The sequence below is a fragment of the Actinokineospora sp. HUAS TT18 genome (genome assembly GCF_051364635.1).
Taxonomy (GTDB): Bacteria; Actinomycetota; Actinomycetes; order Mycobacteriales; family Pseudonocardiaceae; genus Actinokineospora.
In genome coordinates this window covers 2,844,761-2,871,551 of the sequence record NZ_CP195645.1, presented here as the reverse complement: position 1 = coordinate 2,871,551, position 26,791 = coordinate 2,844,761, and the positions used below count along the sequence as shown (strand labels likewise).

29 protein-coding genes are annotated in these 26,791 nt (G+C 69.8%); 22 read left to right on the top strand and 7 right to left on the bottom strand.

Annotation, left to right across the window (positions count from 1 at the left end; all coding sequences use genetic code 11):
* The first annotated feature begins 9 nt into the window (after positions 1 to 9).
* The 3 genes from lspA to ACSHT8_RS12755 all read left to right on the top strand — a co-directional run bounded on the left by lspA (position 10) and on the right by ACSHT8_RS12755 (position 1,839).
* Entirely contained in the window at positions 10 to 591 is a 582-nt protein-coding gene (gene lspA, locus ACSHT8_RS12765; RefSeq protein ID WP_436500872.1) for a signal peptidase II, read from the top strand.
* Positions 588 to 1,514: an RluA family pseudouridine synthase gene (locus tag ACSHT8_RS12760; RefSeq protein ID WP_436500870.1), complete on the top strand. Its 927-nt coding sequence runs from the start codon at positions 588 to 590 to the stop codon at positions 1,512 to 1,514. The genes lspA and ACSHT8_RS12760 overlap by 4 nt, the downstream gene beginning before the upstream one ends.
* 70 nt (positions 1,515 to 1,584) lie before the next feature.
* Positions 1,585 to 1,839 (top strand): hypothetical protein, encoded by a 255-nt coding sequence (locus ACSHT8_RS12755; protein ID WP_436500869.1) that lies wholly within the window; start codon positions 1,585 to 1,587, stop codon positions 1,837 to 1,839.
* Here the strand turns inward: ACSHT8_RS12755 and ACSHT8_RS12750 are convergent.
* The 3 genes from ACSHT8_RS12750 to ACSHT8_RS12740 form a co-directional block, all read right to left on the bottom strand.
* Positions 1,817 to 2,959, bottom strand: a complete 1,143-nt coding sequence (locus tag ACSHT8_RS12750) for an AsnC family protein (protein WP_436500868.1) — start codon at positions 2,957 to 2,959, stop codon at positions 1,817 to 1,819. The two genes, ACSHT8_RS12755 and ACSHT8_RS12750, sit on opposite strands and share 23 nt — an antisense overlap.
* Positions 2,960 to 3,044: 85 nt before the next feature.
* Entirely contained in the window at positions 3,045 to 3,665 is a 621-nt protein-coding gene (locus ACSHT8_RS12745; protein WP_436500866.1) for a uridine kinase, read from the bottom strand.
* Complete coding sequence (locus tag ACSHT8_RS12740) at positions 3,665 to 4,156, bottom strand: TetR/AcrR family transcriptional regulator (protein WP_436502056.1); 492 nt, start codon at positions 4,154 to 4,156, stop codon at positions 3,665 to 3,667. Before ACSHT8_RS12740 ends, ACSHT8_RS12745 begins: the two co-directional genes overlap by 1 nt.
* Between ACSHT8_RS12740 and ACSHT8_RS12735 the strand changes: the two genes are divergently transcribed.
* The 5 genes from ACSHT8_RS12735 to ACSHT8_RS12715 all read left to right on the top strand — a co-directional run bounded on the left by ACSHT8_RS12735 (position 4,103) and on the right by ACSHT8_RS12715 (position 11,774).
* Positions 4,103 to 4,717, top strand: a complete 615-nt coding sequence (locus ACSHT8_RS12735) for an SRPBCC family protein (protein WP_436500864.1) — start codon at positions 4,103 to 4,105, stop codon at positions 4,715 to 4,717. The two genes, ACSHT8_RS12740 and ACSHT8_RS12735, sit on opposite strands and share 54 nt — an antisense overlap.
* Positions 4,718 to 4,866: 149 nt before the next feature.
* The gene (gene dnaE / locus ACSHT8_RS12730; RefSeq protein ID WP_436500863.1) at positions 4,867 to 8,400 is read left to right on the top strand and encodes a DNA polymerase III subunit alpha; all 3,534 of its coding nucleotides are present in this window, start codon (positions 4,867 to 4,869) and stop codon (positions 8,398 to 8,400) included.
* An 88-nt stretch (positions 8,401 to 8,488) separates the two neighbouring features.
* Entirely contained in the window at positions 8,489 to 9,703 is a 1,215-nt protein-coding gene (locus tag ACSHT8_RS12725; protein WP_436500861.1) for a cytochrome P450 family protein, read from the top strand.
* A 106-nt stretch (positions 9,704 to 9,809) separates the two neighbouring features.
* Positions 9,810 to 10,490 carry a hypothetical protein gene (locus tag ACSHT8_RS12720; protein WP_436500859.1) on the top strand — a complete coding sequence of 227 codons (681 nt, stop codon included), beginning with the start codon at positions 9,810 to 9,812 and terminating at the stop codon, positions 10,488 to 10,490.
* Positions 10,491 to 10,499: 9 nt separating this feature from the next.
* Entirely contained in the window at positions 10,500 to 11,774 is a 1,275-nt protein-coding gene (locus tag ACSHT8_RS12715; RefSeq protein ID WP_436500857.1) for an adenosylmethionine--8-amino-7-oxononanoate transaminase, read from the top strand.
* 62 nt (positions 11,775 to 11,836) lie between these two features.
* Here the strand turns inward: ACSHT8_RS12715 and ACSHT8_RS12710 are convergent, their stop codons facing one another.
* The gene (locus tag ACSHT8_RS12710; RefSeq protein WP_436500855.1) at positions 11,837 to 12,088 is read right to left on the bottom strand and encodes a glutaredoxin family protein; all 252 of its coding nucleotides are present in this window, start codon (positions 12,086 to 12,088) and stop codon (positions 11,837 to 11,839) included.
* Positions 12,089 to 12,158: 70 nt separating this feature from the next.
* Here ACSHT8_RS12710 and bioD point away from each other — a divergent pair, with 70 nt between their 5' ends.
* The 12 genes from bioD to ACSHT8_RS12650 all read left to right on the top strand — a co-directional run bounded on the left by bioD (position 12,159) and on the right by ACSHT8_RS12650 (position 22,506).
* Positions 12,159 to 12,881, top strand: coding sequence for a dethiobiotin synthase (gene bioD / locus ACSHT8_RS12705; RefSeq protein ID WP_436500854.1), 723 nt, complete (start codon positions 12,159 to 12,161; stop codon positions 12,879 to 12,881).
* Positions 12,882 to 12,949: 68 nt separating this feature from the next.
* Complete coding sequence (bioB, locus tag ACSHT8_RS12700; protein WP_436500852.1) at positions 12,950 to 13,987, top strand: biotin synthase BioB; 1,038 nt, start codon at positions 12,950 to 12,952, stop codon at positions 13,985 to 13,987.
* A 2-nt stretch (positions 13,988 to 13,989) separates the two neighbouring features.
* Entirely contained in the window at positions 13,990 to 14,181 is a 192-nt protein-coding gene (locus ACSHT8_RS12695; RefSeq protein ID WP_436502055.1) for a hypothetical protein, read from the top strand.
* Positions 14,182 to 14,537: 356 nt separating this feature from the next.
* A complete protein-coding gene (locus ACSHT8_RS12690; RefSeq protein WP_436502054.1) occupies positions 14,538 to 15,101 on the top strand; it encodes a DUF2567 domain-containing protein in 564 nt (187 codons plus the stop codon).
* A 402-nt stretch (positions 15,102 to 15,503) separates the two neighbouring features.
* Positions 15,504 to 16,952 carry an AMP-binding protein gene (locus tag ACSHT8_RS12685; protein ID WP_436500850.1) on the top strand — a complete coding sequence of 483 codons (1,449 nt, stop codon included), beginning with the start codon at positions 15,504 to 15,506 and terminating at the stop codon, positions 16,950 to 16,952.
* Entirely contained in the window at positions 16,936 to 17,205 is a 270-nt protein-coding gene (locus ACSHT8_RS12680) for a phosphopantetheine-binding protein (RefSeq protein WP_436500848.1), read from the top strand. Before ACSHT8_RS12685 ends, ACSHT8_RS12680 begins: the two co-directional genes overlap by 17 nt.
* On the top strand, positions 17,202 to 17,576 hold the full coding sequence (locus tag ACSHT8_RS12675; RefSeq protein ID WP_436500846.1) for an ectoine synthase: 375 nt from the start codon (positions 17,202 to 17,204) through the stop codon (positions 17,574 to 17,576). Before ACSHT8_RS12680 ends, ACSHT8_RS12675 begins: the two co-directional genes overlap by 4 nt.
* 10 nt (positions 17,577 to 17,586) lie before the next feature.
* Entirely contained in the window at positions 17,587 to 18,726 is a 1,140-nt protein-coding gene (locus ACSHT8_RS12670; RefSeq protein ID WP_436500844.1) for an acyl-CoA dehydrogenase family protein, read from the top strand.
* A gap of 14 nt (positions 18,727 to 18,740) precedes the next feature.
* Positions 18,741 to 19,403, top strand: a complete 663-nt coding sequence (locus ACSHT8_RS12665) for a transglutaminase-like domain-containing protein (RefSeq protein WP_436500842.1) — start codon at positions 18,741 to 18,743, stop codon at positions 19,401 to 19,403.
* Between the two features lie 22 nt (positions 19,404 to 19,425).
* Entirely contained in the window at positions 19,426 to 20,790 is a 1,365-nt protein-coding gene (locus tag ACSHT8_RS12660) for a TrpB-like pyridoxal phosphate-dependent enzyme (protein WP_436500840.1), read from the top strand.
* Between the two features lie 12 nt (positions 20,791 to 20,802).
* Entirely contained in the window at positions 20,803 to 21,717 is a 915-nt protein-coding gene (locus ACSHT8_RS12655; RefSeq protein ID WP_436500839.1) for a DMT family transporter, read from the top strand.
* Between the two features lie 9 nt (positions 21,718 to 21,726).
* A complete protein-coding gene (locus ACSHT8_RS12650) occupies positions 21,727 to 22,506 on the top strand; it encodes a maleate cis-trans isomerase family protein (protein ID WP_436500837.1) in 780 nt (259 codons plus the stop codon).
* Here the strand turns inward: ACSHT8_RS12650 and ACSHT8_RS12645 are convergent.
* Entirely contained in the window at positions 22,485 to 23,327 is an 843-nt protein-coding gene (locus ACSHT8_RS12645; RefSeq protein WP_436500835.1) for an NAD(P)H-binding protein, read from the bottom strand. The genes ACSHT8_RS12650 and ACSHT8_RS12645 overlap by 22 nt on opposite strands.
* 28 nt (positions 23,328 to 23,355) lie before the next feature.
* On the opposite strand from ACSHT8_RS12645, the gene ACSHT8_RS12640 reads away from it, so the two are divergent.
* Together ACSHT8_RS12640 and ACSHT8_RS12635 are read left to right on the top strand one after the other, a co-directional pair.
* Entirely contained in the window at positions 23,356 to 23,760 is a 405-nt protein-coding gene (locus ACSHT8_RS12640; protein WP_436500833.1) for a CoA-binding protein, read from the top strand.
* A 75-nt stretch (positions 23,761 to 23,835) separates the two neighbouring features.
* Positions 23,836 to 25,320, top strand: coding sequence for a hypothetical protein (locus ACSHT8_RS12635; protein ID WP_436500831.1), 1,485 nt, complete (start codon positions 23,836 to 23,838; stop codon positions 25,318 to 25,320).
* On the opposite strand, the gene ACSHT8_RS12630 is transcribed toward ACSHT8_RS12635, so the two are convergent.
* Positions 25,321 to 26,007, bottom strand: coding sequence for an LON peptidase substrate-binding domain-containing protein (locus ACSHT8_RS12630; protein ID WP_436500829.1), 687 nt, complete (start codon positions 26,005 to 26,007; stop codon positions 25,321 to 25,323). It lies immediately after the preceding gene.
* 45 nt (positions 26,008 to 26,052) lie between these two features.
* The gene (locus tag ACSHT8_RS12625) at positions 26,053 to 26,772 is read right to left on the bottom strand and encodes an NUDIX hydrolase (protein WP_436500828.1); all 720 of its coding nucleotides are present in this window, start codon (positions 26,770 to 26,772) and stop codon (positions 26,053 to 26,055) included.
* Positions 26,773 to 26,791 lie beyond the last annotated feature (19 nt).

Here is a 26,791-nt window from a genome sequence, read left to right as displayed (position 1 = left end):
AATGGTCCGGTGAACACTGAGCCCGGCGACGACCACGACACCTCCGACACCCCGCCGGACGTGAGCGCCCCACCCGCCAAGCGGGGCGCGTTGCTGCTGGTCGCGGCGCTGCTGGTGTACGCGGTGGACCTGGTCACCAAGATCATCGTGGTGGCCACGCTCGAAGGCGAGGCGCCGGTCCGGCTGCTCGGCGGTGCGGTCTACCTGCAGTTGGTCCGCAACCCCGGCGCGGCGTTCTCCATGGCCACCGGGATGACGTGGCTGCTGAGCCTGGTCGCGCTCGGTGTCGTCGTGGCGATCATCTGGATCATGCCGAAGCTGCGCTCCACCGGCTGGGCGCTGGGCCTCGGGCTCGTGCTCGCGGGCGCGCTCGGCAACCTGACCGACCGCGTCTTCCGCGCGCCCAGCATCCTGCAGGGCCACGTCGTCGACTTCGTGTCGGTGTTCGCGCCCAACGCCGAGGTGTTCCCGGTGTTCAACGTCGCCGACTCGGCGATCTGCGTCGGCGGCGGACTGATCGTGCTCATGGCCGTCCTCGGCCGCGACTACGACGGCACGCTGACCGCGTCGAAGACGAAGGAAAAGGCATGACCGCCCGCACGCTGCCCGTCCCGGATGGGCTCGACGGCATGCGCGTTGACGCCGGTCTGTCCAAGCTGCTCGGCCTGTCCCGCACGGTCGTGGCCGCCCTCGCCGAGAACGGCGACGTGCTGGTCGACGGCAGGCCCGCGGGCAAGTCCGACCGGCTGCTCGCCGGGACCTGGCTCGAAGTGACCCTCCCGGAGCCGGAGCGGCCCATCGAGGTCCAGGCGATCCCGGTCGAGGGCCTCGTCGTGCTCTACCAGGACGACGACGTCGTCGTGGTCGACAAGCCGGTCGGCGTCGCCGCGCACCCCAGCCCCGGCTGGTCCGGCCCCACCGTGATCGGCGGCCTCGCCGCGGCGGGCATCCGCATCTCGACCTCCGGCGCCGCCGAGCGCCAGGGCGTGGTGCACCGGCTCGACGTCGGCACCACCGGCGTCATGGCCGTGGCCAAGAGCGAGTACGCGTACACGGTGCTGAAGCGCGCGTTCAAAGAGCGCACCGTCGAGAAGCGCTACCACGCGCTGGTGCAGGGCCACCCCGACCCGAGCGTGGGCACCATCGACGCGCCCATCGACCGCCACCCGCGCCACGACTACCGGTGGGCCGTCGTCGCGGGCGGCAAGCCCAGCGTCACCCACTACGAGACCATCGAGGCCTTCCGCGCCGCGTCCCTGCTGGACGTGAAGCTGGAGACCGGCCGCACCCACCAGATCCGCGTCCACTTCTCGGCGCTGCGCCACCCCTGCGTCGGCGACCTGACCTACGGCGCCGACCCGACGCTGGCCAAGCGGCTCGGGCTGTCCCGGCAGTGGCTGCACGCCCGCACCCTCGGCTTCCACCACCCCGATGACGGCCGCTGGGTCGAGTTCACCAGCGAATACCCCGCCGACTTGGCCGCCGCGCTCGACGTGCTCGCCGCGGATTACTGAAATCCGCTGCCGACCGGGGAGTCTCGGCTAGTTTGGGCACCGTTGGTCCGGTGTTTCGAGGGTGGGGACGATGAACGGTGCTAACTGGGACAGCGCGGACGACGGCGACCCGTTCGCCACGGGTGGCCACGGCCGCTTCATGAAGGACGGCGCGGCGCCCCCGGTCATCGGCGCGGTCCCGACCGACGACGTGGACGAGACGGTGCGGGTCAGCCCAGGTCAGGTGTACGACCGCGAACCGCCGACGTCGCCGATCCCGGCGCTGGCGGGCGAGGAGAAGAAGGGCTGGCTGGCCCGGATCTTCAGTTCTCGATCTTCCAAGTGAGGGTGCGTGACTCGTCGTCCGGGCGCGGACTCCAGCGCACGGACGTCACCTCGGTGTCCTCCGGCACGACGTAGACGGTGTGGCCGCCCGCGGTCTCGCCGGGCGCCACGCCGATGCGGTAGGCGGGACGCGACGACAGCGAGACCGGCGCCTTGGAGATCGTCTTGCCGTCGGGCGTGACGAGCACGAGGTACATGTCGGGCAGCGTCGCGAAGTTGACCGCGCCCCGGTTGGTCATCTCGGTGTGGACGACGATCGACCGCTCGCCCTCCTGCAGGCGGTAGCCCGCCGCGGTGAAGAGGTAGTCGGCCGGGTCGACCACTTCGACGAGCTGGATGGCGATGCGCTCGCCTTCGAGACCCTCGGTTTCGAGGGTCGAGCCGGAGACTCCCTGGCGGGACCCGGGGCGCACCGCGGGCTGCGTCCGGTCCATGGCGTCGGACGGCTGGTCGCCGCGCGCCCACGACGAACTCTGCGGCGGACCCCAGGTGGAGATGGGTTCGGGGGCGGCGGGCACGGGCTGACTGGGCGGGCCGACGTAGACCGGCTGGCTCTGCGCGCCTGGCTGGCCGTAGTTCGGTGCCATGACCTGGTTCTGGCCCGATCCGGGACCCGGCTGGCCGTGCCCCTGCCCCTGGACTGGCTGGCCGAGGCCCTGCTGGCCCTGGCCCGGCTGGCCAGGATTCGGCTGACCCTGGCCTGGGTGGCCCTGTGGGGCCTGCTGGCCGTGCTGAGGCTGTCCGCCGAACTGGCCGTAGGGGGCCTGCTGCTGGGGGTAGCCCTGCTGGTACGGCTGGGCGGGAAACGGCTGGCTGGGCGGCCCGGTCGGCACGTGATGCGGCCCCGAGGGCGGAAACTGCTGCGGGTACCCGCCCGGTGGCGGGTAGACCCCGGACGGCGTGCCCTGGACCCCGCCGGACATCCGCGCGAGCACGGCCCGAACGCCGTTCGGGTCGCACTCGACCCCGACCAGCAGCGGCACCCCCGCCGCCGAGAGCGCGACGAGCCGCGACGCCACCTCGCGTGGGTCCATCCCGAGCCTGGCGGCCACCTCATGCACCGCGGCGCGCCCCATCTCGGCGACCACCCCGAGCACCCGGGCGTCAACAGCATCCGTCACGGATCGCACGCTACCGGGTCCCCCGCCCCGCCGCGCCGGAAGCCGTCATGATCCGGACAGTGATCAACTGCTTACCGCGGCGGCGTCACACGGGGGACTCGTCCAGCACAGCGAGCCGCAGCGGGTCGTCCGCGCGGACCCCGAAGTCGGCCAGGTAGAGCGGCCGCGCCTCAAGGTCGTATCGGGCGAACGCGGGCAGCGCCCACTGTTCCTCCGCCGCCAACTTCCGCCGCAGCGCACCCGCCGACAGCCAGAGGTGCACGGTGAGTTCTGCGGGCAATCCCTGCCCCAGCAGGAACTCCCCGTCCACGATCACCACCCCGTCGGCGGGCACCGCGACGTAGCCTGCGCGGGCGGAGCGATCGGTCGCCGCGTTCCACAGCCTCGGCAGCACCTTCCCGCTCGCCGCCAGTTCCAGGACCTCCCGACGCAGCCCGCTCACGTCCAGCCACTCCGAGTACCGCGCGTCCGGGTCCGTCCGCCCCCGCTCGAATCGCAGCGACGCGGGCCGGAGGAAGTCACCCGCGGACACCCGGGTGACCGCCCGCCCCGCGACCCGCACCAGCTCGGCGATCTCGTCGGCCAATGTCGCCGGGGACGAAGGACCAGCGCCGTCGATCAGTACCCGGGTCAAGCCCGGATGGCCCGCGATCCGGTCGGCGACCTCCGCGGCCAACGCGGCAGGCGACACAGCGCGGAATCGCATCAAACGGTCCCGGGGAAGAGCCTGCCGAGGTAGCCGCGATACAGCGCCACCAAGTCCACCGTCTCCGGATCCAGCAGCCACACCGTCAGCGCCCCCTCCAGAAACGCCAGCAGTTCGAGCGCGGTCGCGTCCGGGACGTCCAACGTCGAGGAGACCTGCTCGCGCAGCACGCGGGCCCGGTTCCGGAACCGGGCCTGGACCGGCGAGTCCGTCACCAGGTGCTCGGCCTGCAGAACCATGTGCAACGCCCCCAGCCCAGGATGCGCGCTCAGGTGCGCCGCGTCGGCCAGCAGCGCGTCGACCAGTCCCTGGACGGTCCCGTCGAGATGCCGGGTGACCCGGGCGATCGACTGCCGGTCGTACTCGTCCAGCACGGCCTGGAGCAGCGCGTCCTTGCTGCCGAAGTGGTGGATGACCGCCGACGGTGTGATGCCCGCGTGCTCGGCGATCGCCGCGACACCCGTGCCGCGATAGCCGCCCCGCCCGAACAGATCGAGCGCGGCGTCGACTATCCGGCGACGCCGGTCGACGCCGCGTTGCTGTGTCTGGCCCTTGATCCCCGCGATGGGTCCGAGTTTAAACCAGCTGCGATCGGCAGCGCCGAGCCATTATCCTGCATGACCATGCAGGAAAATACCGTCACGAGCACGATCGTCATCGACGCACCACCCGCGCGGGTCTGGGCGGTCCTCACCGACTTCGCCAACTACCCGGACTGGCACCCGAGCCTGGAAGTGCTTGCCGGGCAAGCAGAGCGGGGCTCGGCCCTCCACATGCGGATTGCCGCAGGCACCCCGGCCGAGCGGGTCGCGGAGGGGGAGGTGCTGGAGGTGGAGCCGGACCGGCTGCTGGTGTGGGAGGGCGGCATGAAGGGCCTGCTCTGGGGCAGGCACACCTTCGAGCTGACCGCCGACGGCACGGCCACGCACCTGGTCAACACGGAGTCGTTCACCGGAGCGATGGCCGCCGACGTCCTCACCGCGAGCCGAGCGCTCCTCGAAGCCGAGTTCGCCGCCGCGAACGAGGCGCTCAAGGCCCTGGTGGAGTCCTGATCAAGCGAGCTCGACGGCACCGTCGTGCCATGTCCGAAGCGGGCCGATCTTGGTCCGAACCGGGACTGTCGGCCCCCGGGGGTAGAACCTCGGCATGCCTCCGCACGCCTCCGCATCGATGGGCTCGAGCACGACTAAGGTGTCGTTCCGTGGCTGACTCCTTCGCTCATCTTCACGTGCACACCGAGTACTCGATGCTCGACGGAGCGGCCAAGCTCAAGGACATGTTCGCCGAGTGCGAGCGCCTTGGTATGACCTCGGTCGCCATCACCGACCATGGGCACACGAACGGCATCTACGACTTCTTCAAGCAGGCCAAAGGCGCGGGCATCAAGCCGATCCTGGGCATCGAGGCCTACCTCGCCCCCGGGTCCCGCTTCAACAAGGACCGGGTCCGCTGGGGCGACCCCGGCCAGAAGTCCGACGACGTCTCCGGCAGCGGCGCCTACACCCACCAGACGATTTGGGCGCGCACCGACGAGGGTCTGCGCAACCTGATGAAGCTGTCGAGCCTGGCCTCCCTGGAGGGCCAACTCGGCAAGTGGCCGCGCATGGACCGCGAGCTGATCGCCGAGCACTCGGCGGGGCTCATGGCGACCACCGGGTGCCCCTCCGGTGAGGTGCAGACCCGGCTGCGGCTCGGCCAGTTCGACGCGGCCGTCGAGGCCGCCGCCGCGTGGCGCGACATCTACGGCAAGGACAGCTTCTACGTCGAGCTGATGGACCACGGCATCGAGATCGAGAGCCGCGTCCGCGACGGCCTGGTCGACGTCGCGCGCAAGCTCGACATCCCCTTCGTGGTGACCAACGACTCCCACTACACCTACGCCGAGGAGCGCGACTCACACGACGCGCTGCTGTGCGTGCAGACGGCCAGCACGCTGCAGGACCCGACGCGGTTCCGGTTCGACGGCTCCGGCTACTACCTGAAGTCGCCGGACGAGATGCGGGCCATCGACTCGTCCGACCCGTGGCAGGAGGGGTGCCGCAACACCCTGCTGATCGCCGAGAAGGTCGACACCACCGGGATGTTCGAGTTCCGGAACCTGATGCCGAAGTTCCCGATCCCCGACGGCATGACCGAGGACGAGTACTTCCGCCAGCAGGTCTGGGAAGGCATGCACCGCCGCTTCCCCAACGGCATCGACGACGAGCACAAGCGCCAGGTCGAGTTCGAGATCGGCGTCATCCTGCAGATGGGTTTCCCGGCGTACTTCCTCGTCGTGGCCGACCTAATCCAGTGGGCGAAGAACAACGGCATCCGGGTCGGCCCCGGCCGAGGGTCCGCCGCGGGCGCGCTCATCGCCTACGCGATGGGCATCACCGACCTCGACCCGCTGGCCCACGGCCTGATCTTCGAGCGGTTCCTCAACCCCGACCGTGTCAGCCCGCCCGACATCGACATCGACTTCGACGAACGTCGGCGCGGCGACGTCATCCGCTACACCACCGAGAAGTGGGGCGCGGACAAGGTCGCGCAGGTCATCACGTTCGGCACGATCAAGGCGAAGGCCGCGATCAAGGACTCGGCCCGCGTGCTGTTCGGCCAGCCCGGCTTCGCCATCGCCGACAAGATCTCCAAGGTCTACCCGCCCGCGGTCATGGCCAAGGACATCCCGCTCAACAGCCTGTTCGACACCCAGCACAAGCGCTACGCCGAGGCCACCGAGATCCGCGAGCTCTACAACAGCGACCCGCAGGTCAAGGAGATCATCGACACCGGCAAGGGCCTGGAGGGCCTGATCCGCAACGCCGGTGTGCACGCCTGCGCGGTCATCCTCAGCGCCGAGCCGCTGATGGAGACGATCCCGCTGTGGAAGCGCCCGCAGGACGGCTCGATCATCACGCAGTTCGACTACCCGACGTGTGAGTCGCTCGGCCTGCTGAAGATGGACTTCCTCGGCCTGCGCAACCTGACGGTCATCGACGACGCGCTGGTCAACATCAAGCGCAACGGCAAGACGGTGCCCGACCTGGAGAACCTGGGCCTCGACGACAAGGCCACCTACGAGCTGCTCTCCCGCGGCGACACGCTCGGGGTGTTCCAGCTCGACGGCGGCCCCATGCGTGACCTGCTGCGCCTCATGCGCCCCGACAACTTCGAGGACATCTCGGCGGTCGGCGCGCTCTACCGGCCGGGTCCGATGGGCGCCAAGTCCCACACGAACTACGCGCTGCGCAAGAACAAGCAGCAGGAGATCACCCCGATCCACCCGTCGCTCGCGGAGGCGCTGGAGGACATCCTCGGCACGACCTACGGCCTGATCGTGTATCAGGAGCAGGTCATGGCGATCGCCCAGAAGCTCGCGGGCTACACGCTCGGCCAAGCGGACTTGCTCCGCCGAGCCATGGGTAAGAAGAAGAAAGAGGTCCTGGACGCCGAATTCGTCAACTTCTCCGGCGGTATGGAGAAGAACGGATATCCGAAGGACGCGATCAAGACGCTGTGGGACATCCTCGTCCCCTTCGCCGACTACGCGTTCAACAAGGCGCACTCGGCCGCGTACGGGCTCGTCTCCTATTGGACCGCCTACCTCAAGGCGAATTTCCCGGCCGAATACATGGCCGGTCTGCTCACGAGTGTGCGCGACGACAAGGACAAGGCCGCGGTCTACCTCGCCGAGTGCCGCAAGATGGGCATCTCGGTGCTGCCGCCCGACGTCAACGAGTCGGAGAAGGACTTCGCCCCGGTCGGCGAGGACATCCGCTTCGGCCTCGGCGCGATCCGCAACGTCGGCGCCAACGCCGTCGAGTCGATCATCAAGTCCCGCACGGAGAAGGGGGAGTTCACCGACTTCTCCGACTACCTGCGCAAGGTCGACGCGGTGGCGTGCAACAAGAAGGTCGTCGAGTCGCTGATCAAGGCGGGCGCGTTCGACTCGCTCAAGCACCCGCGCAAGGGCCTGTTCCTGATCCACACCGACGCCATCGACGCGGTGATGGACACCAAGAAGGCCGAGGCCGTCGGCCAGTTCGACCTGTTCGGCGCGGGCGGCGACGAGGACGACAGCGTCACCAGCGTCTTCGACGTCCCGGTGCCCGACGAGTTCTGGGAGTCCAAGCACCAGCTCGCGCTGGAGCGGGAGATGCTGGGGCTCTACGTCTCCGGCCACCCGCTCAACGGCGTGGAACACATCCTGTCCTCGCAGTCCGACACGTCGATCGCCTCGATCCTGGAAGGCGGGATCGCCGACGGCACCCAGGTCGTGATCGGCGGCATCCTCGCCTCGGTCAACCGCCGGGTGAACCGCAACGGCGAGCCGTGGGCCTCGGCGATGCTGGAGGACCTGGCCGGTGGCATCGAGGTGCTGTTCTTCCCCAAGACCTACGCCGTGATCGGCATGGGCGTGCTGGAAGACGCGATCGTGCTGGTCAAGGCCAGGGTCGCCAAGCGAGACGACCGCACGTCGCTGATCGCCAACGACCTCGCGGTGCCCGACCTGAGCAACCACGCGGGCGCGCCGTTCCGGCTGAGCATGGCCGCGACGAAGTGCACCCCGCCGCTGGTCGCCCAGCTGAAGGACGTCCTCGGCAACCACCCCGGTACCACCGAGGTCCACCTGAAACTGATCAACGGCCCGCGCCAGACCCTGCTCAAACTCGACGACGCGCTGCGGGTCAGCCCGTCGCCGTCGCTGATGGGCGACTTGAAGGCGCTGCTCGGGCCGGGGTGCCTGTCGTAGCGCGCGCACCCGATCGGGCTAATCTCCACACGGCCGTGTAAATCTCGGTACCTTGGAACCAACGGGTACAGACCGGGGCTGTGGGGGGATGGTTTCCTTGCTGGACAACGTGATCAGGCTCGACGACGCCTTCAGCCAGGATCCGCACGCGCTCTACGCGCAGCTGCGGACAACCGGCCCGGCTCGGCGCGTCGTGATGTCCACCGGGGTGAACGTCTGGCTGGTCACCGACTACGCCGAGGCCAGGGCGGCGCTGTCCGACCCGACCCTGAGCAAAGACGTCTCGCGCGCCGGTGAGCTGATGGAACGCCACATGGAGCCGGGCGCCAACCGCACCCCGTTCGACAGCAGCCTGTCCGCGCACATGCTCAACACGGACCCGCCCAACCACACGCGGCTGCGCAAGCTGGTCAACAAGGCGTTCACCGCACGCGGCATCGACCACCTGCGCCCCCGGGTCCAGGAGATCAGCGACGACCTGCTGGACAAGATGGCGGGCCTCGACGAGGTCGATCTGCTGGAAGCCTTCGCCTTCCCGCTGCCCATCACGGTGATCTGCGAGGTGCTCGGCGTCCCGGGCACCGACCGCGACGACTTCCGCTCCTGGACGGAAGTCCTGATGTCCAACGACCGCACCGAACGGATCTTCACCGCCGCCGCATCGATGCAGCAGTACCTGGTTGGGCTGATCGAGGCCAAGCGGGCCGAACCCGGCAACGACCTGCTCAGCGAGCTCGTCCAGGCCAGCGACGACGACGACCGCCTCACCGGTGACGAACTGGTGTCGATGGCGTTCCTGCTGCTGGTGGCCGGGCACGAGACCACGGTCAACCTCATCGGCAACGGCATGCTCGCGCTGCTCGAGAACCCCGACCAGCTCGCCGCCCTGCGCGCCGATTTCTCCTTGCTCCCCAACGCGATCGAGGAATTGCTGCGCCACGAGGGCCCGGTCGGCATGGCCACCTTCCGCTACACCACCCAGCCGCTGACCCTCGGCGACACCGAGATCCCGGCCGACGAGTTCGTCGTGGTCGGCCTCAGCGCCGCCAACCGCGACCCGGCGCGGTTCCCCGACGCCGACCGGCTCGACATCACGCGGGACCCGGTGGGGCACTTGGCTTTCGGCCACGGAATCCACTACTGCGTCGGTGCCCCGCTGGCCCGGTTGGAGGGCGAGATCGCCATCCGCTCGCTGCTGACCCGGTTCCCCGACCTCGCGCTGGCCGAGGCCGCCCACACGCTGCGGTGGCGCGACAGCATGGTGATCCGCGGTCTGGAGAACCTGCGCGTCCGGCTGGGCTAGTTCCGGTCGGCGCCACGCCAGGAGGCGGTAATCCCCTGTTCTCCGGCGCGGGTTGGGTACCGTGCCATGGGTGCGGGGGCGACTTGACCAGCGACAAAGCAGTGTGGTGACAGCGCGCCTCCGTGGCGTCAGGCCACAGCTGCTGTTCGCGCTCGCCCTCGGCCCCGTTCTTGGCTTCGTTGCGACGTTTCTGCTCGACGGCCGCCTTCTCGGCTTGGTCGCGCCCGCGCTCATCGGCGCCGCCAGTGCCGCCTATTTCGTGGTGAACCGGTTCCGGCCGCGCCGGTGGCCGGTGGCCGCGGCGGTGTTCGGCGGCCTGTCCGGTGCGTACCTGGGCACGCTCTGGTTGCCCTGGATCACCGTTCCACTGGCCGCGCTCGCCGTGGGCACCGCCGCCCACCACCTCGCGGACCGCGCGCGACGCAAGGTGCTTCTGCCCTACAGCGCCGAATTCGCCGACTCGGCGCTTGAGGTGCCCTGGCCCGCGCGCGGCGCGCGGGGCCTGGAGCTGCTCGTCGGCCCCGACCGGATCACCCTGGTCGGTCGCCGCGGACGGCTGCGCCGGGTGCGGCCGGTCGTCGCGCTCGGGGAGGTCGGCGCCGTCGAGCAGGTGATGGTGGCGCGCCGCGCGACCCTGCACGTTCCCGGCGTGGGGGAGTTGGACGTCACGGTCACCCCGGGTCCCGCGGTGCGCATCGCCGTGCCGCCCGGGGAGTGGGTCCTGCCCACCGACCACGGGCGTGACCTGGCTCGCCTCGTGGCTCGGCGCCGGGAGCGGGCCGGATAGCCTGCCGGGGTGTCTCCCGATGAGCTGATCGCCCTCGACCGCGCACACGTCTGGCACCCGTACGGCCCGATGCCCGGCACCCAGGACCCCCTGGTCGTCCGCGAAGCCCAGGGCGTCCGGCTGACCCTGGCCGACGGCCGGGAACTGGTCGACGGCATGTCGTCGTGGTGGGCGGCCATTCACGGCTACCGCAACCCGGTACTCGACGCCGCCTTGGCCGACCAGGCCGGGAAGATGAGCCACGTCATGTTCGGCGGCCTCACCCACGAGCCCGCCGTCCGCTTGGCGGCCCGCCTGGTCGAGATCACCCCCGCCCCCCTCCAACACGTCTTCCTGTGCGACTCGGGCTCGGTCGGCGTCGAGGTCGCGATCAAGATGTGCCTGCAGTACTGGCGCTCGATCGGCAACCCCGCGAAGACGAAGCTCCTGACCTGGCGCGGCGGCTACCACGGCGACACGTTCAACCCCATGAGCGTCTGCGACCCAGAGGGCGGCATGCACAGCCTCTGGCGCGGCATCCTGCCCGTGCAGGTCTTCGCGGAGGCCCCACCCGCCGAGTTCGACCACGACTATGTGGCCCACCTGGCGTCGATGATCGAGACCCACGCGGACGAACTCGCGGCGGTGATCGTGGAGCCGGTGGTGCAGGGCGCGGGCGGGATGCGCTTCCACGACCCCCGCTACCTGCACGTTCTCCGGGAACTCTGCCTGACCCACGACGTGCTGCTGGTATTCGACGAGATCGCCACCGGCTTCGGGCGCACGGGGGAGCTGTTCGCCGCTGACCACGCGGGCGTCAGCCCGGATGTGATGTGCGTCGGCAAGGCCCTGACCGGCGGATACCTGAGCATGGCGGCGACGTTGTGCACCTCGAAGATCGCCGACGGAATCTCACAGGGCGAGGTGCCGGTCCTGGCCCACGGCCCAACGTTCATGGGCAACCCATTGGCCTCGGCGGTCGCCCTGGCCTCGATCGACCTGCTGCTGGCCCAGGATTGGCGCGGCACGGTCAAGCGCATCGAGACCGAACTGACGGCGGGACTGGCACCCGCGCGTGACCTGCCCGGAGTTCGGGATGTGCGGGTTCTCGGCGCTATCGGCGTCGTTCAGCTGGATCGGCCGGTAGACATGGCAGCGGCTACCGAGGCGGCGGTTGGGGTGGGGGTTTGGCTGCGCCCGTTCCGGGATCTGATCTACACGATGCCGCCGTTCATCAGCACCACCGAGGACATCGCAAAGATCGCCGCAGGGGTAGTGGCAGCGGCAGCAGCAGGCCGGGGATAGAACAAGATACGCAGCTCAAGCCACAAGCAGCGCAACACAAACAACGCCCCACAACGCAGCAGCTAGGCCACCGAAACACCCAACGCGTCAGCCAACTCGGCGTTCGTCGGCTCCACAAGCACCGCCCCGTCCGGCAACACCACCACCGGAATATTCTTCCGCCCACCAGCCAACTCGACGCCCCGATCCCGAGCAGCCTCATCATGCTCGACATCGACCTCGACAAACGGAACCGAGTTAGCCACCAGCCAGGACTTGGCCCGCCGACAGTCCCCGCACCAGTCCGCGCTGTAGATGACGACTTCGTTGGTCACGGCTCCGACCTTATCGAGCACTCCGGGGGGTCGCGGTCATAACCAGTTGCCAGGTCTAACCTGACACCCCGTGAGTGTCCTAGTGATCACCGGGACCGGCACGGGCGTCGGCAAGACCGTCGTCACGGCCGGGGTCGCCGCGCTCGCGCTGGCCGGGCGGCGGCGGGTCGCGGTGTTGAAGCCCGCACAGACCGGAGTCGCCGCCGATGAGCCGGGTGACCTCGACGACATCCGCAGGCTCGCAGGCCAGTTGACCACCCAAGAGCTGCGTCGCTTCCCCGACCCGCTGGCCCCCGACACGGCGGCGCGGCGCGTGGGTATGCCCCCGGTGCGGCCCTCGGAGATCGCACAGGCCGTCGGGGAGCTACGCGCCTCGCACGACCTCGTGCTGGTCGAGGGAGCCGGCGGGCTGCTCGTCCGCTTCGACCCCGACGGCGGCACGCTCGCCGACGTCGCCTGGTCGCTGGCCGCGCCCGCCCTGATCGTCGCCGAGGCCGGATTGGGCACGCTCAACGCCACCGCGCTGACCGCCGAGGCGCTGGCCCGTCGGGGCATCGAGTGCGCTGGAGTCGTGGTCGGATCCTGGCCCGCCGAGCCCGATCTGGCCTCCCTGCTCAACCTCGACGACCTCCCCTCGGTCGCGGGAGCACCCCTGGTAGGGGTGTTCCCCGCGGGCGCCGGAGCGCTCGACCAGGCCGAGTTCGCGCAGGTCGCGCGCCGGTCGCTGGCGCCGTCGCTGGGTGGGGAGTTCGACGTCAAGGAGTTCGTCGAGCAGGTCTCCAGCGGCGCGTGAGCGACATCGCAGCCGGTCTCGTCCACCATGAGGCAGACTTGCGCGGACCGGAAAACTAGGAGGCACCAGTGACGGCAACCGCCGAGCACACGCAGGACAGCTCGATCGCAGACGACATCCTCGCCGTCGCGCGCGACCAGGTGCTGGAGCGCGGCGAAGGCTTGTCCGAGGAGCAGGTGCTCCAGGTGCTGCGGCTCGCCGACGACCGCCTCGACGACCTGCTCGCGCTCGCCCACGACGTCCGCATGAAGTGGTGCGGGCCCGAGGTCGAGGTCGAGGGCATCGTCAGCGTCAAGACCGGCGGCTGCCCCGAGGACTGCCACTTCTGCTCGCAGTCCGGCCGCTTCCCGACCCCGGTCCGCTCCGCGTGGCTCGACATCCCCGGCCTGGTGAAGGCCGCCCGCGAGACCGCCGAGACCGGCGCGACCGAGTTCTGCATCGTCGCGGCCGTGCGCGGCCCCGACGCCCGCCTGCTGTCGCAGGTGCGTGAGGGCATCAAGGCGATCCGCGAGTCGGGCAACGACATCCAGATCGCCTGCTCGCTGGGCATGCTCACCCAGGAGCAGGTCGACGAGCTGGTCGCCATGGGCGTCCACCGCTACAACCACAACCTCGAGACCGCGAAGTCGCACTTCCCGCAGGTGGTGACCACGCACTCCTGGGAGGAGCGCTGGGACACCCTGCGCATGGTGCGCGAGGCGGGCATGGAGGTCTGCTCCGGCGGCATCATCGGCATGGGCGAGACCGACGAGCAGCGCGCCGAGTTCGCCGTGCAGCTGGCCGAGCTGGACCCGCACGAGGTCCCGATGAACTTCCTCATCCCGCAGCCCGGCACCCCGTATGAGAAGTACGAGCCGATCGAGGGCCGCGACGCCCTGCGCGTCGTCGCCGCGTTCCGGCTGGCCCTGCCGCGCACGATGCTGCGCTTCGCGGGCGGCCGCGAGCTGACCCTGGGCGACCTGGGCGCGGAGAAGGGCATGCTCGGCGGCGTCAACGCGATCATCGTCGGCAACTACCTGACCAACCTGGGCCGTCCCGCCCAGCAGGACCTCGACATGCTCGCCGACCTCAAGATGCCCATCAAGGCGCTGAGCGACTCGCTGTGACCATGTTCTGCGTGCACTGCGGACGGCCGCCCGCGGACGGGGACCACACCCCGTGCCAGGGCGGCCGCGCCGCGCTCGAACCGCCCCGTTTCTGCCCGGAGTGCGCCCGCCGGATGGTCGTGCAGATCACGCCTAGCGGGTGGGTGGCCCGGTGCAGCCGACACGGTGAGACGTCGAGCGCGGCTTCGCGCTGACGTCGGTGGGTTCGCCCGGCTTGGGTGAGGCCAATGGCACGGTGAGACGTCGAGCGCGGCTTCGGGCTGACGGCGATCGATCTACCCGGCGCGGGTGAGGCCAACCGGGTGGTCCGCGCGCTGGAGCGGGTGGTCGGCATGACCAGCGCGGGTGGCGTAGTCACGACCGACTAGTCTCGCGGGGAAGAAACGCGCGAGCAGGAGGTCGACGGGTGGCCGAACCCACGGAGTCAGCGGTCGAGACCGCCGGGGGCGCCGAGAACCCCGGGTCCGCGGTCGAGACCGCCGGGGCCACCGGTACGCCCGGATCCGAGCAGCCCGCACCAGCGGCCGAGAAGCCCGAGGGCACGGCGGCCGTGCGCGTCGACGAGCACCTGCCGTTCGGGTATCCCGTGTGGCACCGGCCGCCGCCGTCGGTGCGGATCAAGGCCGACCTGCTGCCCGCGGTGAGCATCGCTTCCTTCATCGCGCTGTTCGGCATGGCGGTCGGGTGGCTGTGGTCGCGCGTCGCGCCGCCGCAACTGGTCGTGGTGGTCGAGGGCGGCAAGCTGATCCCGCTGCGCGCCGAGAGCTACCACCGGTTCGACGACCTGGTCCTGTTCGTCCTGCTCGGCTTCGGCGCGGGCATCGTGACCGGGGTCGGGGTGTGGATGCTGCGCGAGCGCCGCGGTCCGGTCGTCATGATCGCCGCGGTGGTCGGGTCGGCGCTGGCCGCGTGGCTGGCGACGCAGGTCGGCGTGTCGTGGGCGGAGGCCCGTTTCGTGGTCGAGGCCGCGCCGAACATCAATGACGTCATTCCGGTCGCGCCGCGCCTCGAATCGCGCTGGGTCGTGCTCGGGTGGCCTTTGGGTGCCGCGCTCGCCTACGGGTTGGCCGCCGCCTGGAACGGTCGCGACGACCTCGGCCGCAGGCTCGGCTGAGAAATAATAGTTCGCTCGTACCAGTCACCGCTCCACCATTGCGCGTAGTGCCGCGCCATTCCCATTTGTTTGGCGAATTCTGTGGATGCCCCGGTGGGTCGTCCTGTCGTCGCCCACGGTGACCAAGTATGCAGAATTACTAGGCTGACCAGGGTGCTCGCTCACCCGTCAAGGTCATCGAATGGTGTCCGGATCGTCCAGATCCGTCGACTCGCGGTGAGATAGCCGCCGCCACCTCGCCGAACCCGATCACTCGGATGGAGGTTTGGCGTCGGCCCATTTCGTGACTAATGTTTTGCCGCGACGGACCGGGAATTCTCCCCCGGGCGCGGTCACCGAAATGTCGATTAACAATGTCGTTATTCGCCGAACTCTTTCTCGGCCGTGAAATGTGCAGGGAGAATGATGTCGGGGCGCGCAGCGGGGCATTTATGGCACGGTGATTCCGCCGCGCTCTCCTGGCGCGGGGTGTCCACCGGGTACGGGGAACTGCGCGCGATGGTGGCCAGAGCCGCCGACCTGCTGGCCGAGCTGCCGGGCGACGAGCCGGTCGCGCTCGTCTCGCACAAGTCGCCGGAGGGGCTGGCGCTGATCGCGGCGTGCACCCGGATCGGGCGCCCCTGCCTGCTGCTCCCGGTCGACCTCGGCGCCCAGAGCCGCGAACGCCTGCTCGACCAGGCGGGCTGCCGGTTCCTGCTGCGCGCCGACACCCGCACCGTCGAGGAGGCAGGCGCCCCCACCGCGGTGCCCGACCTCGACGGCGTCGGCCTGCTGCTCACCACCTCCGGCTCCACCGGCGTGCCCAAGATCGTCCCGCTGCCCAGCCGGGCGACGGGCGCGTTCATCGACTGGGCCGCCGCCGACTTCGGCATCGGCCCCGGCACGGTGGTCTTCAGCTACGCGCCGCTCAACTTCGACCTCAGCCTGCTGGACGTGTGGACCACGCTGGCCGTCGGCGGACACGTCGTGCTGGCCGAACAGGACCACGCCGTCGACGGCAAATACCTTGTGGACACCTTCACCCAGTCCGCCGTCGAGATCGTGCAGGCCGTCCCGCTCTTCTACCGCCTGCTGCTCGACGCCGCCGACGGCCGCGTGTTCCCCGCCGTGCGCGAACTGGTGTCCACCGGCGAGGCGATGCCGCCCGAGTTGGCCGCGCGCCTGCCGCAGGCGTTCCCCAACGCCCGGCTGCGCAACGTCTACGGCTCGACCGAGACGAACGACAGCTTCACCCACGACATCGACCCGGCCTCCGGCACGGCGACCCCCATCGGCAGGCCCATCCCGGGTGTCCGGGCGATCGTCGTCAACGACGGTCACGTGGTGGACGGTCCGGGTGCGGGGGAACTGTGGACGTCCACCCCGTTCCAGTCCGGCCGGTACCTCGACCAGGCGCTGACCGCGCGCAGCTGGGTGGAGGCGCCCGCGGGCGCGCTGCCCGGCACCTACTTCCGCACCGGCGACAACGTCACCCGCGACGCCGACGGTGTGCTGCGGCTCGACGGCCGGTCCGACCACCAGGTCAAGGTGCGCGGCGTCCGGACGAACCTGCTGGAGGTCGAGCACGTCGTCACCACGCACCCCGCGGTGCGCGAGGCGGTGGTCCTCGGCCTGCCGGACGAGCTGGCCGGGACCCGGCTGCACGCGGTGGTCCGGCTGCGGCCAGACGCCACGCTCAACAGCATCCAGCTGCGGCAGCACTGCTCGGCCCGGCTCCCCAGGACGGCGATCCCGTCCACTATGGACGTCGTGGTCGACCCGTTCCCGGTCAGTCCCAACGGAAAGGTCGACCGCAAGGCAATTCAGGCAACGGTGGCTGGAGGAGTTCGAGAACATGTCGCGGCTCGCTGAGATCAAACGGTTCGTGCTGGCCGAGTTCGCCCCCGACGTACGGGCGGATGAACTGGCCGACGACTTCGACCTGCTCGACAACGGCGTCGTCGACAGCCTCGGGCTGCTGCGGCTGATCGCCTGGATCGGCGAGCGCTACGACATCCCGGTCGACGAGGTCGACCTGTCCCCGAACGACTTCCGCTCGGTCGAGGCCGTCGACGCGTTCGTCACCACCAACATCCCCGCGTTATCCCAGGAGGGCTCGCGATGATCGTGCGTGCCAAGTCCGAGGTGAAGTGTGTCGACTGGGGCAACGGCCTCAGCTACCGCTTCCTGTTGGACCCGGACAAGATGGGCTTCACCGTGGCGCACACGGTGGTGCGGGCGAACACCAAGTCCCGGCTGCAGTACCGGCAGCACCTGGAGGCCTGCTACTGCATCGCGGGCTTCGGCGAGGTGCAGACCCCCGACGGCCGCTCGTACCGGATCGAGCCCGGCGTCCTCTACGCGCTCGACCAGCACGACGCGCACTTCCTGATCGCCGACCCGGGCTCGGACCTGGAGCTGATCAGCATCTTCAACCCGCCCCTGACCGGCGATGAGCGGCACAACCTGGACGCCGACGGGTTCTCCCAGTACTGAGGAGCACGCAGTGATCGACTGGACCGACGAGCAGCAGACGCTGCGCAAGAACATGGTCGATCTCGGGGAGAAACTCGGCGTCGGGCACATCGAGCGGGACCAGGCGGGCGAGTTCGACCGGTCCGCGTGGGACCTCGTCCGGGCGACCGGACTGCTCGGCCTGCCGTTCGACCAAGATCACGGTGGCCTCGGCGCCGACTTGCTGACCACGATGTACGTCCTGGAGGGACTCGGGCAGAGCTGCCGCGACGGCGGGTTCAACTTCTCGGTGTCCACCCACATGGTCAGCACCGGGGTCGCGTTGCAGCGGTTCGGGTCCAAGGCGTTGAAGGCGAAGTACCTGCCCAAGGTGTGTGACGGCTCGGCGATCGGCGCGCACGCGATCACCGAGCCCGACGCCGGGTCGGACATGATGGCGATGCGCACGACGGCCAAGCCGGACGGCGACTTCTTCGTCCTCAACGGCAGCAAGGCGTTCGTCAGCAACGGCCCGATCGCCGGGATGTACGTGGTGTACGCGCTGACCGGCAAGCCCGGCAGTCCCGCGGCGATCACCGCGTTCCTGGTCGACAGCGACACCCCTGGACTCCAGCGCGGCAAGCCGGTGGCCAAGATGGGCCTGCGGACCTCGCCGCTGTGCGAGCTGTTCCTCGACGACTGTCGCGTGCCGAAGGAGAACGTGGTCGGCGGGGTCGGGTCCGGCTTCCTCGTGCTCGACCACGTGATGAAGTGGGAGATCCTGGCCTCCTTCGTCATCAACCTCGGCGAGATGCAGCACCGCTACGAGTCCTGTGTGGACTACGCGCGGCAGCGCAAGCAGTTCGGTCAGCCGATCGGGTCGTTCCAGTCGGTGTCGAACAAGATCGTCGACATGCGCATCGGGGTGGAGACCTCGCGCAAGTGGCTCTACGACACCGCCGCGAAGCTCGTCCGGCGGGAGAACGTCACCACCGACATCGCCATGACGAAGCTCGTGGTCAGCGAGGCCAACGTGGCCTCGGCGATGGCCGCGGTGCAGGTGTTCGGCGGGTACGGCTACCTGGCCGAGTACGGCATGGAGAAGGAGCTGCGCAACGCGGTGGCCGGCCCGATCTACTCCGGGACCTCGGAGGTCCAGCGTCAGCGCATCGCGGCGATGGTCGGCCTGTGAACAAGAGAGGAAGCATGAGTCACGTGCTCGACGAGGACCGGCGGGAAACCGAGTTCCTCGACTTCAGCGACCCGACCGTCCAGACGTTCATCGAGAAGGCGCTGCGCAAGGCGGGCGACCCTGACGACGAGATCGGCAGAGCCATCGCGCTGTACTACGCGGTGCGCGATGGCCTGCACTACGAGGTCTACGGCGCCGTCGCCGACCGCGAGGCGTTCCAGGCCAGCGCGATCATCAAGCGCGGCATGGGGTTCTGCGTACACAAGTCCATTGTGTACGCCGCCGCCGTGCGCGCGCTCGGCATCCCCAGTCGGATCGTCTACGGCGACGTCCGTAACCACTTGTCCTCGCCCCGGCTGCGCGAGCTGGTCGGCGGCGACGTCTTCTGCTTCCACAGCCTCACGTCGGTGTTCCTTGACGGCCATTGGGTCAAGGCGACGCCGGTGTTCAACAAGCTGCTCTGCCACGTCTACCGGATCGCCCCGCTCGACTTCGACGGCCGCGCCGACAGCCTCTACCACCCGTACGACGAAGAGGGCCGCCAGCACATGGAGTTCCTCCGGATGCGCGGCGAGTTCGCCGACTTCCCCTACGAGACGGTCGTGTCCGGCATCCGCGAGGCACACCCGCTGCTGTTCCAGGCCGAGGGATCCCTCGCCACCGAAGCCGTTCGCTAAGCACAACGAAGGACGCTGAACCATGATCGACCCGATCAAGTACGAACTCGGCGAGTCGGACATCCCGCGCACCTGGCTCAACCCGGCCGCCGACATCGGCGACATCGCGCCCATCATCGACCCCGTCACCCATGAACCGGTTGGTGCCGAGGGCCTGGCCAAGACGATGGCGCCCGCGCTCGTCGAGCAGGAGCTGAGCACCGCGGACGAGTTCGAGATCCCCGAGCCCGTCCTGCAGCACTACGCGAAGTGGCGGTGCACGCCGCTCTACCGCGCCCGCGCGCTGGAGCAGGCGCTGGGCACGCCCGCCCGGATCTACTACAAGTACGAGGGCGTCGCGCCGACCGGCAGCTTCAAGCCCAACACCGCGATCCCGCAGGCGTACTACAACAAGCTCAACGGCAAGACCGGCCTGGTCGGCGAGACCGGCGCGGGCCAGTGGGGCAGCGCGGTGGCGCTCGCGGCCGCCCTGTTCGGCATGGAGGCCAAGGTCTTCATGGTGAAGGTGAGCTTCGAGCAGAAGCCGTACCGCCGCACGCTGATGGAGACCTACGGCGCGACGTGCTCGGCCAGTCCCAGCACCGAGACCGAGGCGGGCCGCACGATCCGCGCCGAGCGCCCCGACCACCCGGGCAGCCTCGGCACCGCCAAGTCCGAGGCGCTGCAGTTCGCCTTCGCCAACCCCGACTACGGCTACACCCGGGGCAGCGCGCTCAACCACGTGTGCGCCCACCAGTCGGTCATCGGCCAGGAAGCGATCCTGCAGATGGCACTCGCCGACGACTACCCCGACATCGTCGTCGGCGCGGCGGGCGGCGGCAGCAACCTCGCGGGCCTGGCGTTCCCGTTCCTGCGCGCCAAGCTGCGCGGCGGCCCGGACCTGCGGCTGATCGCCGTCGAGCCCGCCGCCTGCCCCACGCTGACCCGCGGCCGCATCGCCTACGACCACGCCGACTCGCAGGGCCTGACGCCGCTGTTCCGCATGCACACCCTCGGCCACAAGTTCGTGCCGCCCGCCTTCCACGCCGGTGGCCTGCGCGCGCACAACATCGCCCCGCTGATCAGCCGCGCCGTCGAGGACAAGCTGATGGAGGCGGTGTCGGTGCGGCAGAACGACTGCTTCGAGGCGGGCGTCCTGTTCGCCAGGACGGAGGGGATCGTGCCCGCGCCCGAGTCGACCCACGCGATCCGCGGCGCGATCGACGAGGCGATCCGCTGTCGCGAGGAGGGCACGAGCAAGGCGATCCTGTTGGGCCTTTCGGGTCACGGGGACTTCGATCTTGTGGCCTATCAGCGCTACCTTGCCGGGGAACTGCCCGATGACGCGCTGTCCGACGAGGCCCTCGACTTCGGCCTGGCCAGCATCCCCGCCCTCGCCCACGCGTAAGGACCGCCGAAGATGAGCCGTACCAACCTGATGCTGTTCTTCCTGCTAGCCGCCATCTGGGGCAGCAGCTACACGTTCATCAAGGTCGCCGTCGGCGGTCTGACCCCGGCGCAGCTCGTGCTGATCCGCGTCATCCTGGGTGCCGTCGTGCTGTACTCGGTGCTGCGGTTCACCGGGGGCCGCCTGCCGCGCGTGCCCGCGGTGTGGGGGCACATCGGGGTCACCGCCGTGCTCGGCATGGTGGCGCCGTTCTTGCTGCTGGCGTGGGGTGAACAGCGGACCACCGCGGCGATGGCGGGTGTGCTCATCGCGGCGACGCCTCTGCTGACGCTGGCCGCCTCGACCGTCGCGCTGAACACCGAGCGGGCGACGTGGCGCAAGATCGCGGGCTTCGTCCTCGGCTTCGTCGGCGTGGTCATCGTGATCAAGCCGTGGGCGGAGGAGGGCGAACTCGGCTCGCTGCCCGGCCAGCTCGCCGTGCTCGGCGCGGCGGCCTGCTACGCAGCCCAGACGGTGTACGTGCGGAAGATGCTGTCGCAGAAGGGGATTCCGCCGCTGGTGTCCTCCACCACGCAGGTGATCGCGGCCAGCGTGCTGCAGGCGGCCATCACGCCGTTCTTCGCCTGGCAGACCCCCGACCTGCGCGTGTCGGTCGTGGTCAGCATCGTGCTGCTCGGCGTGGTCGGCACCGGCCTGGCGTACCTCATCTACTTCCGGCTCATCACCGACGCCGGGGCCGCGACCGCGTCCTCGGTCAACTACCTGGTCCCGATCACCGCCGTGGCGATCGGCGTGGCCCTGCTGGGTGATCCGCTCAGCTGGAACATGATCGTCGGCACCCTGGTGGTTCTCGCCGCGCTCGCCTTCGCCGAGAACCGGATCGCCAAGCCCGTCGCCCCGGAACCGGCGAAGGTCACCACCAAATAGGGAGGACCGATGCTCACCGACAGCTGGGGCTGGCGCGCCGCGTTCGGCATCCTGGTGATCGACCACGACCCGGTGGCCGAGGCCGAGTTCTGGGCCATGGCCCCGGCCGGGGTGTCGGTCAACGCGGCGCGGTTCGCCAGTCCGCGCAGACCGGGGACGTCGGAGTACGGCGACCAGGCGCGGGTGGTGGCCGAGTCGCCGGACATCGCGCGCGGGCTCGACTGCTTCGGCGGGATGCGGCTCGACGCGATCTGCGTCTGCTTCACCACCAGCAGCTTCCTCGGTGGCGCGGAGTTCGACAAGGCGTTCGCCGCGCAGGCAAGCGTTCGCGCGCAAGGCATCCCGGCCCTGACCGCGGCCCAGGCGACGGTCGCCGCGATGGGCGCGGTCGGGATGTCCTCGCCGTATGTCCTGGTGCCGCCCTGGTTCAAGGACGAGATCATCGCGGCCGGTCAGGAGTATCTGGCGGCGGCCGGGTTCGCGCCGGTCGCGATGGACCGGCTCGATGTCGGCGGGGATCTGAAGCCGTGGGAGCTGTGGGACGCGGGCGCCCAGTGGGAGGTGCGGCCGGAGCAGGTCTACCACCAGGTGCGGCGGTCGATCCCGGCAGGCGCGGACGGGGTTGTCATCGCGGGCAACGGCTTGCGGTGTGTCGACACGGTCGCGCCGTTGGAGGCCGACCTCGGCGTGCCGGTGGTGACGTCGAACCAGGCGTGTCTGTGGCACTGCCTGCGGACCGCGCGGGTGGACACCGGCGCGGTCCGCGGCTACGGCAGGCTGTTCGCGTAGTAGTTCGCGAAGTCGGACACCGAGTAGGCGGGTCTGCCCACGACCCGCTGCACGGTGTCCTCCGCGCGCAAATCGAACGAGCCGTCGGCGACCTTGCCGAGCGCCTCGGCGAGGAACTCGCCGTACTCGGTGGAGAAGCCCCGCCCGCGCAGCAGGTCGACGAACTCGTCGGCCGACACGGGGACGTAGCGCAGCGGGATGTCCAGCGCCGTACCGAGTTCGTCGGCGACGACGTGGTGGTCGACGGATTCGGGGCCGGTGACCGGGAGCGCGCCCTCCGGTCCGTCCTCGGCCATCGCCGCCACCGCGACGGCGGCGACGTCGCGCGTGTCCACGAACGGGAACAGCGCGTCGCCCGCGGGCAGCCGGAGCTCGCGGGCCTCGAGCATGCCGCGGAACGAGCCGACGGTGAAGTTGTCGAGGAACCACGTCGGCCGGACCATGGCCGACCGCACCGGCAGGCCCGCCAGCGTGCGCTCGGCGATCTTGGTGGGGTCGTCGTCGGGCGCGTGGTCGACGTCGATGGTCGACAGGAACGCGATCCGGGGGACACCCGCGTCGACCGCCGCCCTGATCACCTCGGGGGCGCGTTCGGGGGCGCCGGGGTGGTTGAACGGGATCAGGATGTAGGCGGCGTCGCTGCCCGCGAACGCCGGTTCCCAGGTCGTCGGGTCGTCCCACTCGAACCGGGCCCACTCGCCGTGTTGTGCGGGCCTGCGCCCGGCCGCGCGGACTGTCCAGCCGCGCTCGGCGGCCTGCTGCGCCACGTGCCTGCCGGTTTTGCCGGTGGCACCCATGACGGTGACGATTCGATCTTGCATGGCCTTGACGGTACGGCATGCTGGAGGCATGGGTGCTGAACCGTGGGCCGATCTCCCGACCATCCGCTGGATCCTCGACGAGTGCGAGACATGGGCGATCGTCGGCCTGGCCGACAACCCGTCCCGCGCGGCGCACGGCGTGGCCAGGTTCCTGCAGCGCAAGGGGAAGCGCATCGTCCCGGTCCACCCAGCCGCCGAGACGGTGTGGGGCGAACCGGGCTACGCGTCGCTCAGTGACATCCCGTTCGAGGTGGACTGTGTGGACGTGTTCCGCCGCAGCAGCGCGGCCCCCGCGTTCGCCGACCAGGCTGTGGAGATCGGGGCGAAGGCGGTGTGGTTCCAGCTGGCGGTGGTCGACGTGCCCGCGTTCGAACGGGTGACGGCGGCCGGTCTGCGCATGGTCATGGACCGGTGTCCCGCGATCGAGTGGTAGCCGTAACGCCCGTTTGTCAGCGAGCGATCACCGAGAAGCGTGGGCTGCCCACGTGGTGTGACCTCGGAGGCCGGGATGGACCCGATGCAGGAACGGTTCGCGGCCCGAGGATGGCGCCGGGCGCGACGTTTCGCCCTGTTCGGCCTGGCGCTCGCGATTGGCGCGCTAGTCGTCGCCGGGGCGGTCAGGTACTGGCCCGCCGACAACTCGTGTGCAGGGCAGACCCCGGCCGGGATGATCGTGACATTCGGTCTCGGCAGGGAGTCCACCACACGCACGATCACGGTCCCGCTGCCGGAGACGACGGCTGACGCGGCCACCGATTCCGTCGTCGCGGTTCGAGTTCGCGGTGACCTGCAGCGCGAAGGCGACAGCGCGCAGTTCCCCGCGAGCCAGGTGACTGTCGGGTCGACCCAGGCCGACGGCCAGACGGTGTCGATCACCGCCGCGGTGGCTCCGGCCATCCCCGAGCGGGTGCCCGCGGGCTGCTACCGAGGTGAACTGGTCGTGGACCGCGCAGGGGCGGCCTCACGGGTGGTTCCGCTGGTGGTGGACCTGGCCAGCAGGGAGGGTTGGCGCTCGGCGCAGGCGTTCGCCGTGCTGACCGCGGGCGCGCTGCTCGGCCTCGCCATCAAGTGGATCACCGAGTCGCTCACGCCGCTGGCGGTGCAGCGGCGCAGGCTCGATGGACTGAAGCGGTCGCTGCGGATCCCGCAGAACGACGACGATGTGCTGCCGTTCGCGATCCAGGGCAAGCTGATCGAACTCGAGCAGCTGATCGACCGCCACGAGATCACCGAACTGGACACCCTGTTCCGCGAATTGGAGGGCCAGCGCGCCGAGATCTCCTACGCGGTCGACATCATCGTGCGGCTCAAAAACCTGGTCCGCAAGCAAGAAGTGCACTTCGCCAAGCTGGAGTGGCGTGGCGGAAGCCCGTCGCAGGACGCCAGCTCGCAGGTCGTCGCGCTGATCACCATGGAACACGACAAGATCGTCGATTTCCGGCACAGGTGGCGGGGAACCAGCGACCCCACGGCCGTCGCCGAAAGCGCTCAGGAACTGGTGAACGGATTCCAGTCGGTCGGGATGTTCCTGGGGATCTTCGCGAAGGACTACGACAACCAGATTCTGCGCGCGGCTCGCGACGCGTACCTCAGCGGCGACTTCGCCGCGGGCCGGGCGAAGGTCGCCGAGTACGACCAGAGCGTTTCCCCGAAAGAGGGCGCCGGTCGGTCGGGCTTGTGGTTCTCGGACTTCTCTGATGAGGAGTCCGCGCGCGTGCCGCGGGTCGGGGTCATGGAATGGCTTGTTCGGCACGCACGCTTGCTCGCCGCGATGGGGTCGGTGGTGATCGTGGCGTTCGTCGGCCTGAGCACCCAGTACCTGGACGTCGCGAAGTTCCGCGACGACCTCGGCGACTGGCTCGCCCTGTTCCTGTGGGCGGCGGTCGTCGAGCTGAGCGGGGTGTCGGTGCTGGACGTCGTGGCCCGGCTGGGGAACGTCACCAACGCGAGTTCCGGCCGGGCGTCGGCGCCCCGGCCAACGCCGTCGGCTTGATCAGTTGAGGCTGTAGGGGCTGCTGAACTCCGATGGCGGCGCCGGAACGGCCCGCAGCGTCGACAGCAGTCCCGCTTCCCGCGTCAACAGCTCCCCGACCAGCCGCAGCCGGTGCAGCGGCCGGGTCTCCTCCAGCAGGCGCTGCTTGTCGGCCAGCGTGAGCAGGCAGTCGGCGGCAAGGGCGTGGGCCAATTCGCAGATGTCGGTGTCGTCGGCGGGTTCGCTCCAGTCCTCCCGCTGCCACGCCGCCTCGCAGTAGCGGCGGTGCGCGGCGCGGGCCGACTCGGCGAGCATGGCGACGGACGCGGCGGCGGCGCCCTGCTGGGGGACGTCGGGCACCCATTCCACCGAGCCGATCAGGTACGGCGCGCTGGTGGTGTCGATGTCCAGCAGGCGGAAGCGGCTGTCGCCGGTGGTGATGATGTCGAAGCGGCCGTCGGGGAGGCGTTTGGCCTGGCGCAGCGCCGCCGAGCAGCCGATGTCGTGCATCTGCGCGACGTCGGTGATCTCGGGGCTGGAGGACGGGCGCATGGCGATCACGCCGAAGCGGCGGTCGGGCACCGTGCCGGTCACCAGGTCCACGGTCAACTGGCGGTAGCGCGGTTCGAAGATGTGCAGGGGCAGGTTCGCTCCGGGCAGCAGCACTGCCTGCAGGGGAAACAACGGGAGCGAGTCGGCCACGGGCATCACGCTACGACGAAGCGCGGCTGTCCGCTCTCTGGTGAGTCACGGTTAGTTCGGACGGCCTAGCGCTTGGTCACCGGCCGGAGGTCGCAGAACCGCGAACGGGTCGGTGACCGCCATCCGGGTGTCGGCGAACCGGAACTGGGCGGCGGGCCTGCCGCCGGCGCGGCCGGGACGCGCCGTCTCACCAGTCGGAACGAGCAATCCGCGGCGGGCGAGCACGCGCTGCAGGTTGGTCGCCGAGACGCGGTAGCCGAGGGCCGCCGAGTACAGCTCGCGGAGTTCGGAGATGGTGAACGCCGGGGGAGCGAGCGCGAAGCCGATGTTGGTGTACGACAGCTTCGACCGCAGCCGGTGCTGGGCGCGCACGGCGATGGTCTCGTGGTCGAACGCGGTCGCGGGCAGGCCGTCCAGGGAGTGCCACGCGGTGTCCGACGGCAGCTCCGGGTCCAGGTGGGACGGCACGAGGCAGAGGAACGCGGTGGCGATGACGCGCGGCCCGGGCACCCGGTCCGGCGCGCTGAAGACGGCCACCTGCTCGACGTGTGAGACCTTCCGCACATCGACCTTCTCGGCCAATTGGCGGCGGATCGATGCCTCAACGTCCTCGTCCGCGCGCAGCCTGCCACCAGGCAGTGACCAGCGGTGCGCGTGCGGCTCCATGGCCCGCTCCCACAGCACCACCTGCAGTGATCCCGCTCTCACCTGAAGCACCGCGGCCAGCACTTCGTGCGCGATGCCCGGGGCGGCGGTGGTAGCATCAGTCATGTTTTCGATCCTAAGGCGA

Coding starts and splice junctions, on each gene's coding strand:
- ACSHT8_RS12665 (WP_436500842.1), top strand. CDS start 18,741: ATGAGTCACGTGCTCGACGAGGACCGGCGGGAAACCGAGTTCCTCGAC.
- ACSHT8_RS12635 (WP_436500831.1), top strand. CDS start 23,836: ATGGACCCGATGCAGGAACGGTTCGCGGCCCGAGGATGGCGCCGGGCG.
- ACSHT8_RS12695 (WP_436502055.1), top strand. CDS start 13,990: ATGTTCTGCGTGCACTGCGGACGGCCGCCCGCGGACGGGGACCACACC.
- ACSHT8_RS12640 (WP_436500833.1), top strand. CDS start 23,356: ATGGGTGCTGAACCGTGGGCCGATCTCCCGACCATCCGCTGGATCCTC.
- ACSHT8_RS12745 (WP_436500866.1), bottom strand. CDS start 3,665: ATGCGATTCCGCGCTGTGTCGCCTGCCGCGTTGGCCGCGGAGGTCGCC.
- ACSHT8_RS12655 (WP_436500839.1), top strand. CDS start 20,803: ATGAGCCGTACCAACCTGATGCTGTTCTTCCTGCTAGCCGCCATCTGG.
- ACSHT8_RS12660 (WP_436500840.1), top strand. CDS start 19,426: ATGATCGACCCGATCAAGTACGAACTCGGCGAGTCGGACATCCCGCGC.
- ACSHT8_RS12650 (WP_436500837.1), top strand. CDS start 21,727: ATGCTCACCGACAGCTGGGGCTGGCGCGCCGCGTTCGGCATCCTGGTG.
- ACSHT8_RS12645 (WP_436500835.1), bottom strand. CDS start 23,327: ATGCAAGATCGAATCGTCACCGTCATGGGTGCCACCGGCAAAACCGGC.
- ACSHT8_RS12680 (WP_436500848.1), top strand. CDS start 16,936: ATGTCGCGGCTCGCTGAGATCAAACGGTTCGTGCTGGCCGAGTTCGCC.
- ACSHT8_RS12725 (WP_436500861.1), top strand. CDS start 8,489: ATGGTTTCCTTGCTGGACAACGTGATCAGGCTCGACGACGCCTTCAGC.
- ACSHT8_RS12630 (WP_436500829.1), bottom strand. CDS start 26,007: ATGCCCGTGGCCGACTCGCTCCCGTTGTTTCCCCTGCAGGCAGTGCTG.
- ACSHT8_RS12675 (WP_436500846.1), top strand. CDS start 17,202: ATGATCGTGCGTGCCAAGTCCGAGGTGAAGTGTGTCGACTGGGGCAAC.
- ACSHT8_RS12625 (WP_436500828.1), bottom strand. CDS start 26,772: ATGACTGATGCTACCACCGCCGCCCCGGGCATCGCGCACGAAGTGCTG.
- ACSHT8_RS12755 (WP_436500869.1), top strand. CDS start 1,585: ATGAACGGTGCTAACTGGGACAGCGCGGACGACGGCGACCCGTTCGCC.
- ACSHT8_RS12685 (WP_436500850.1), top strand. CDS start 15,504: ATGATGTCGGGGCGCGCAGCGGGGCATTTATGGCACGGTGATTCCGCC.
- ACSHT8_RS12760 (WP_436500870.1), top strand. CDS start 588: ATGACCGCCCGCACGCTGCCCGTCCCGGATGGGCTCGACGGCATGCGC.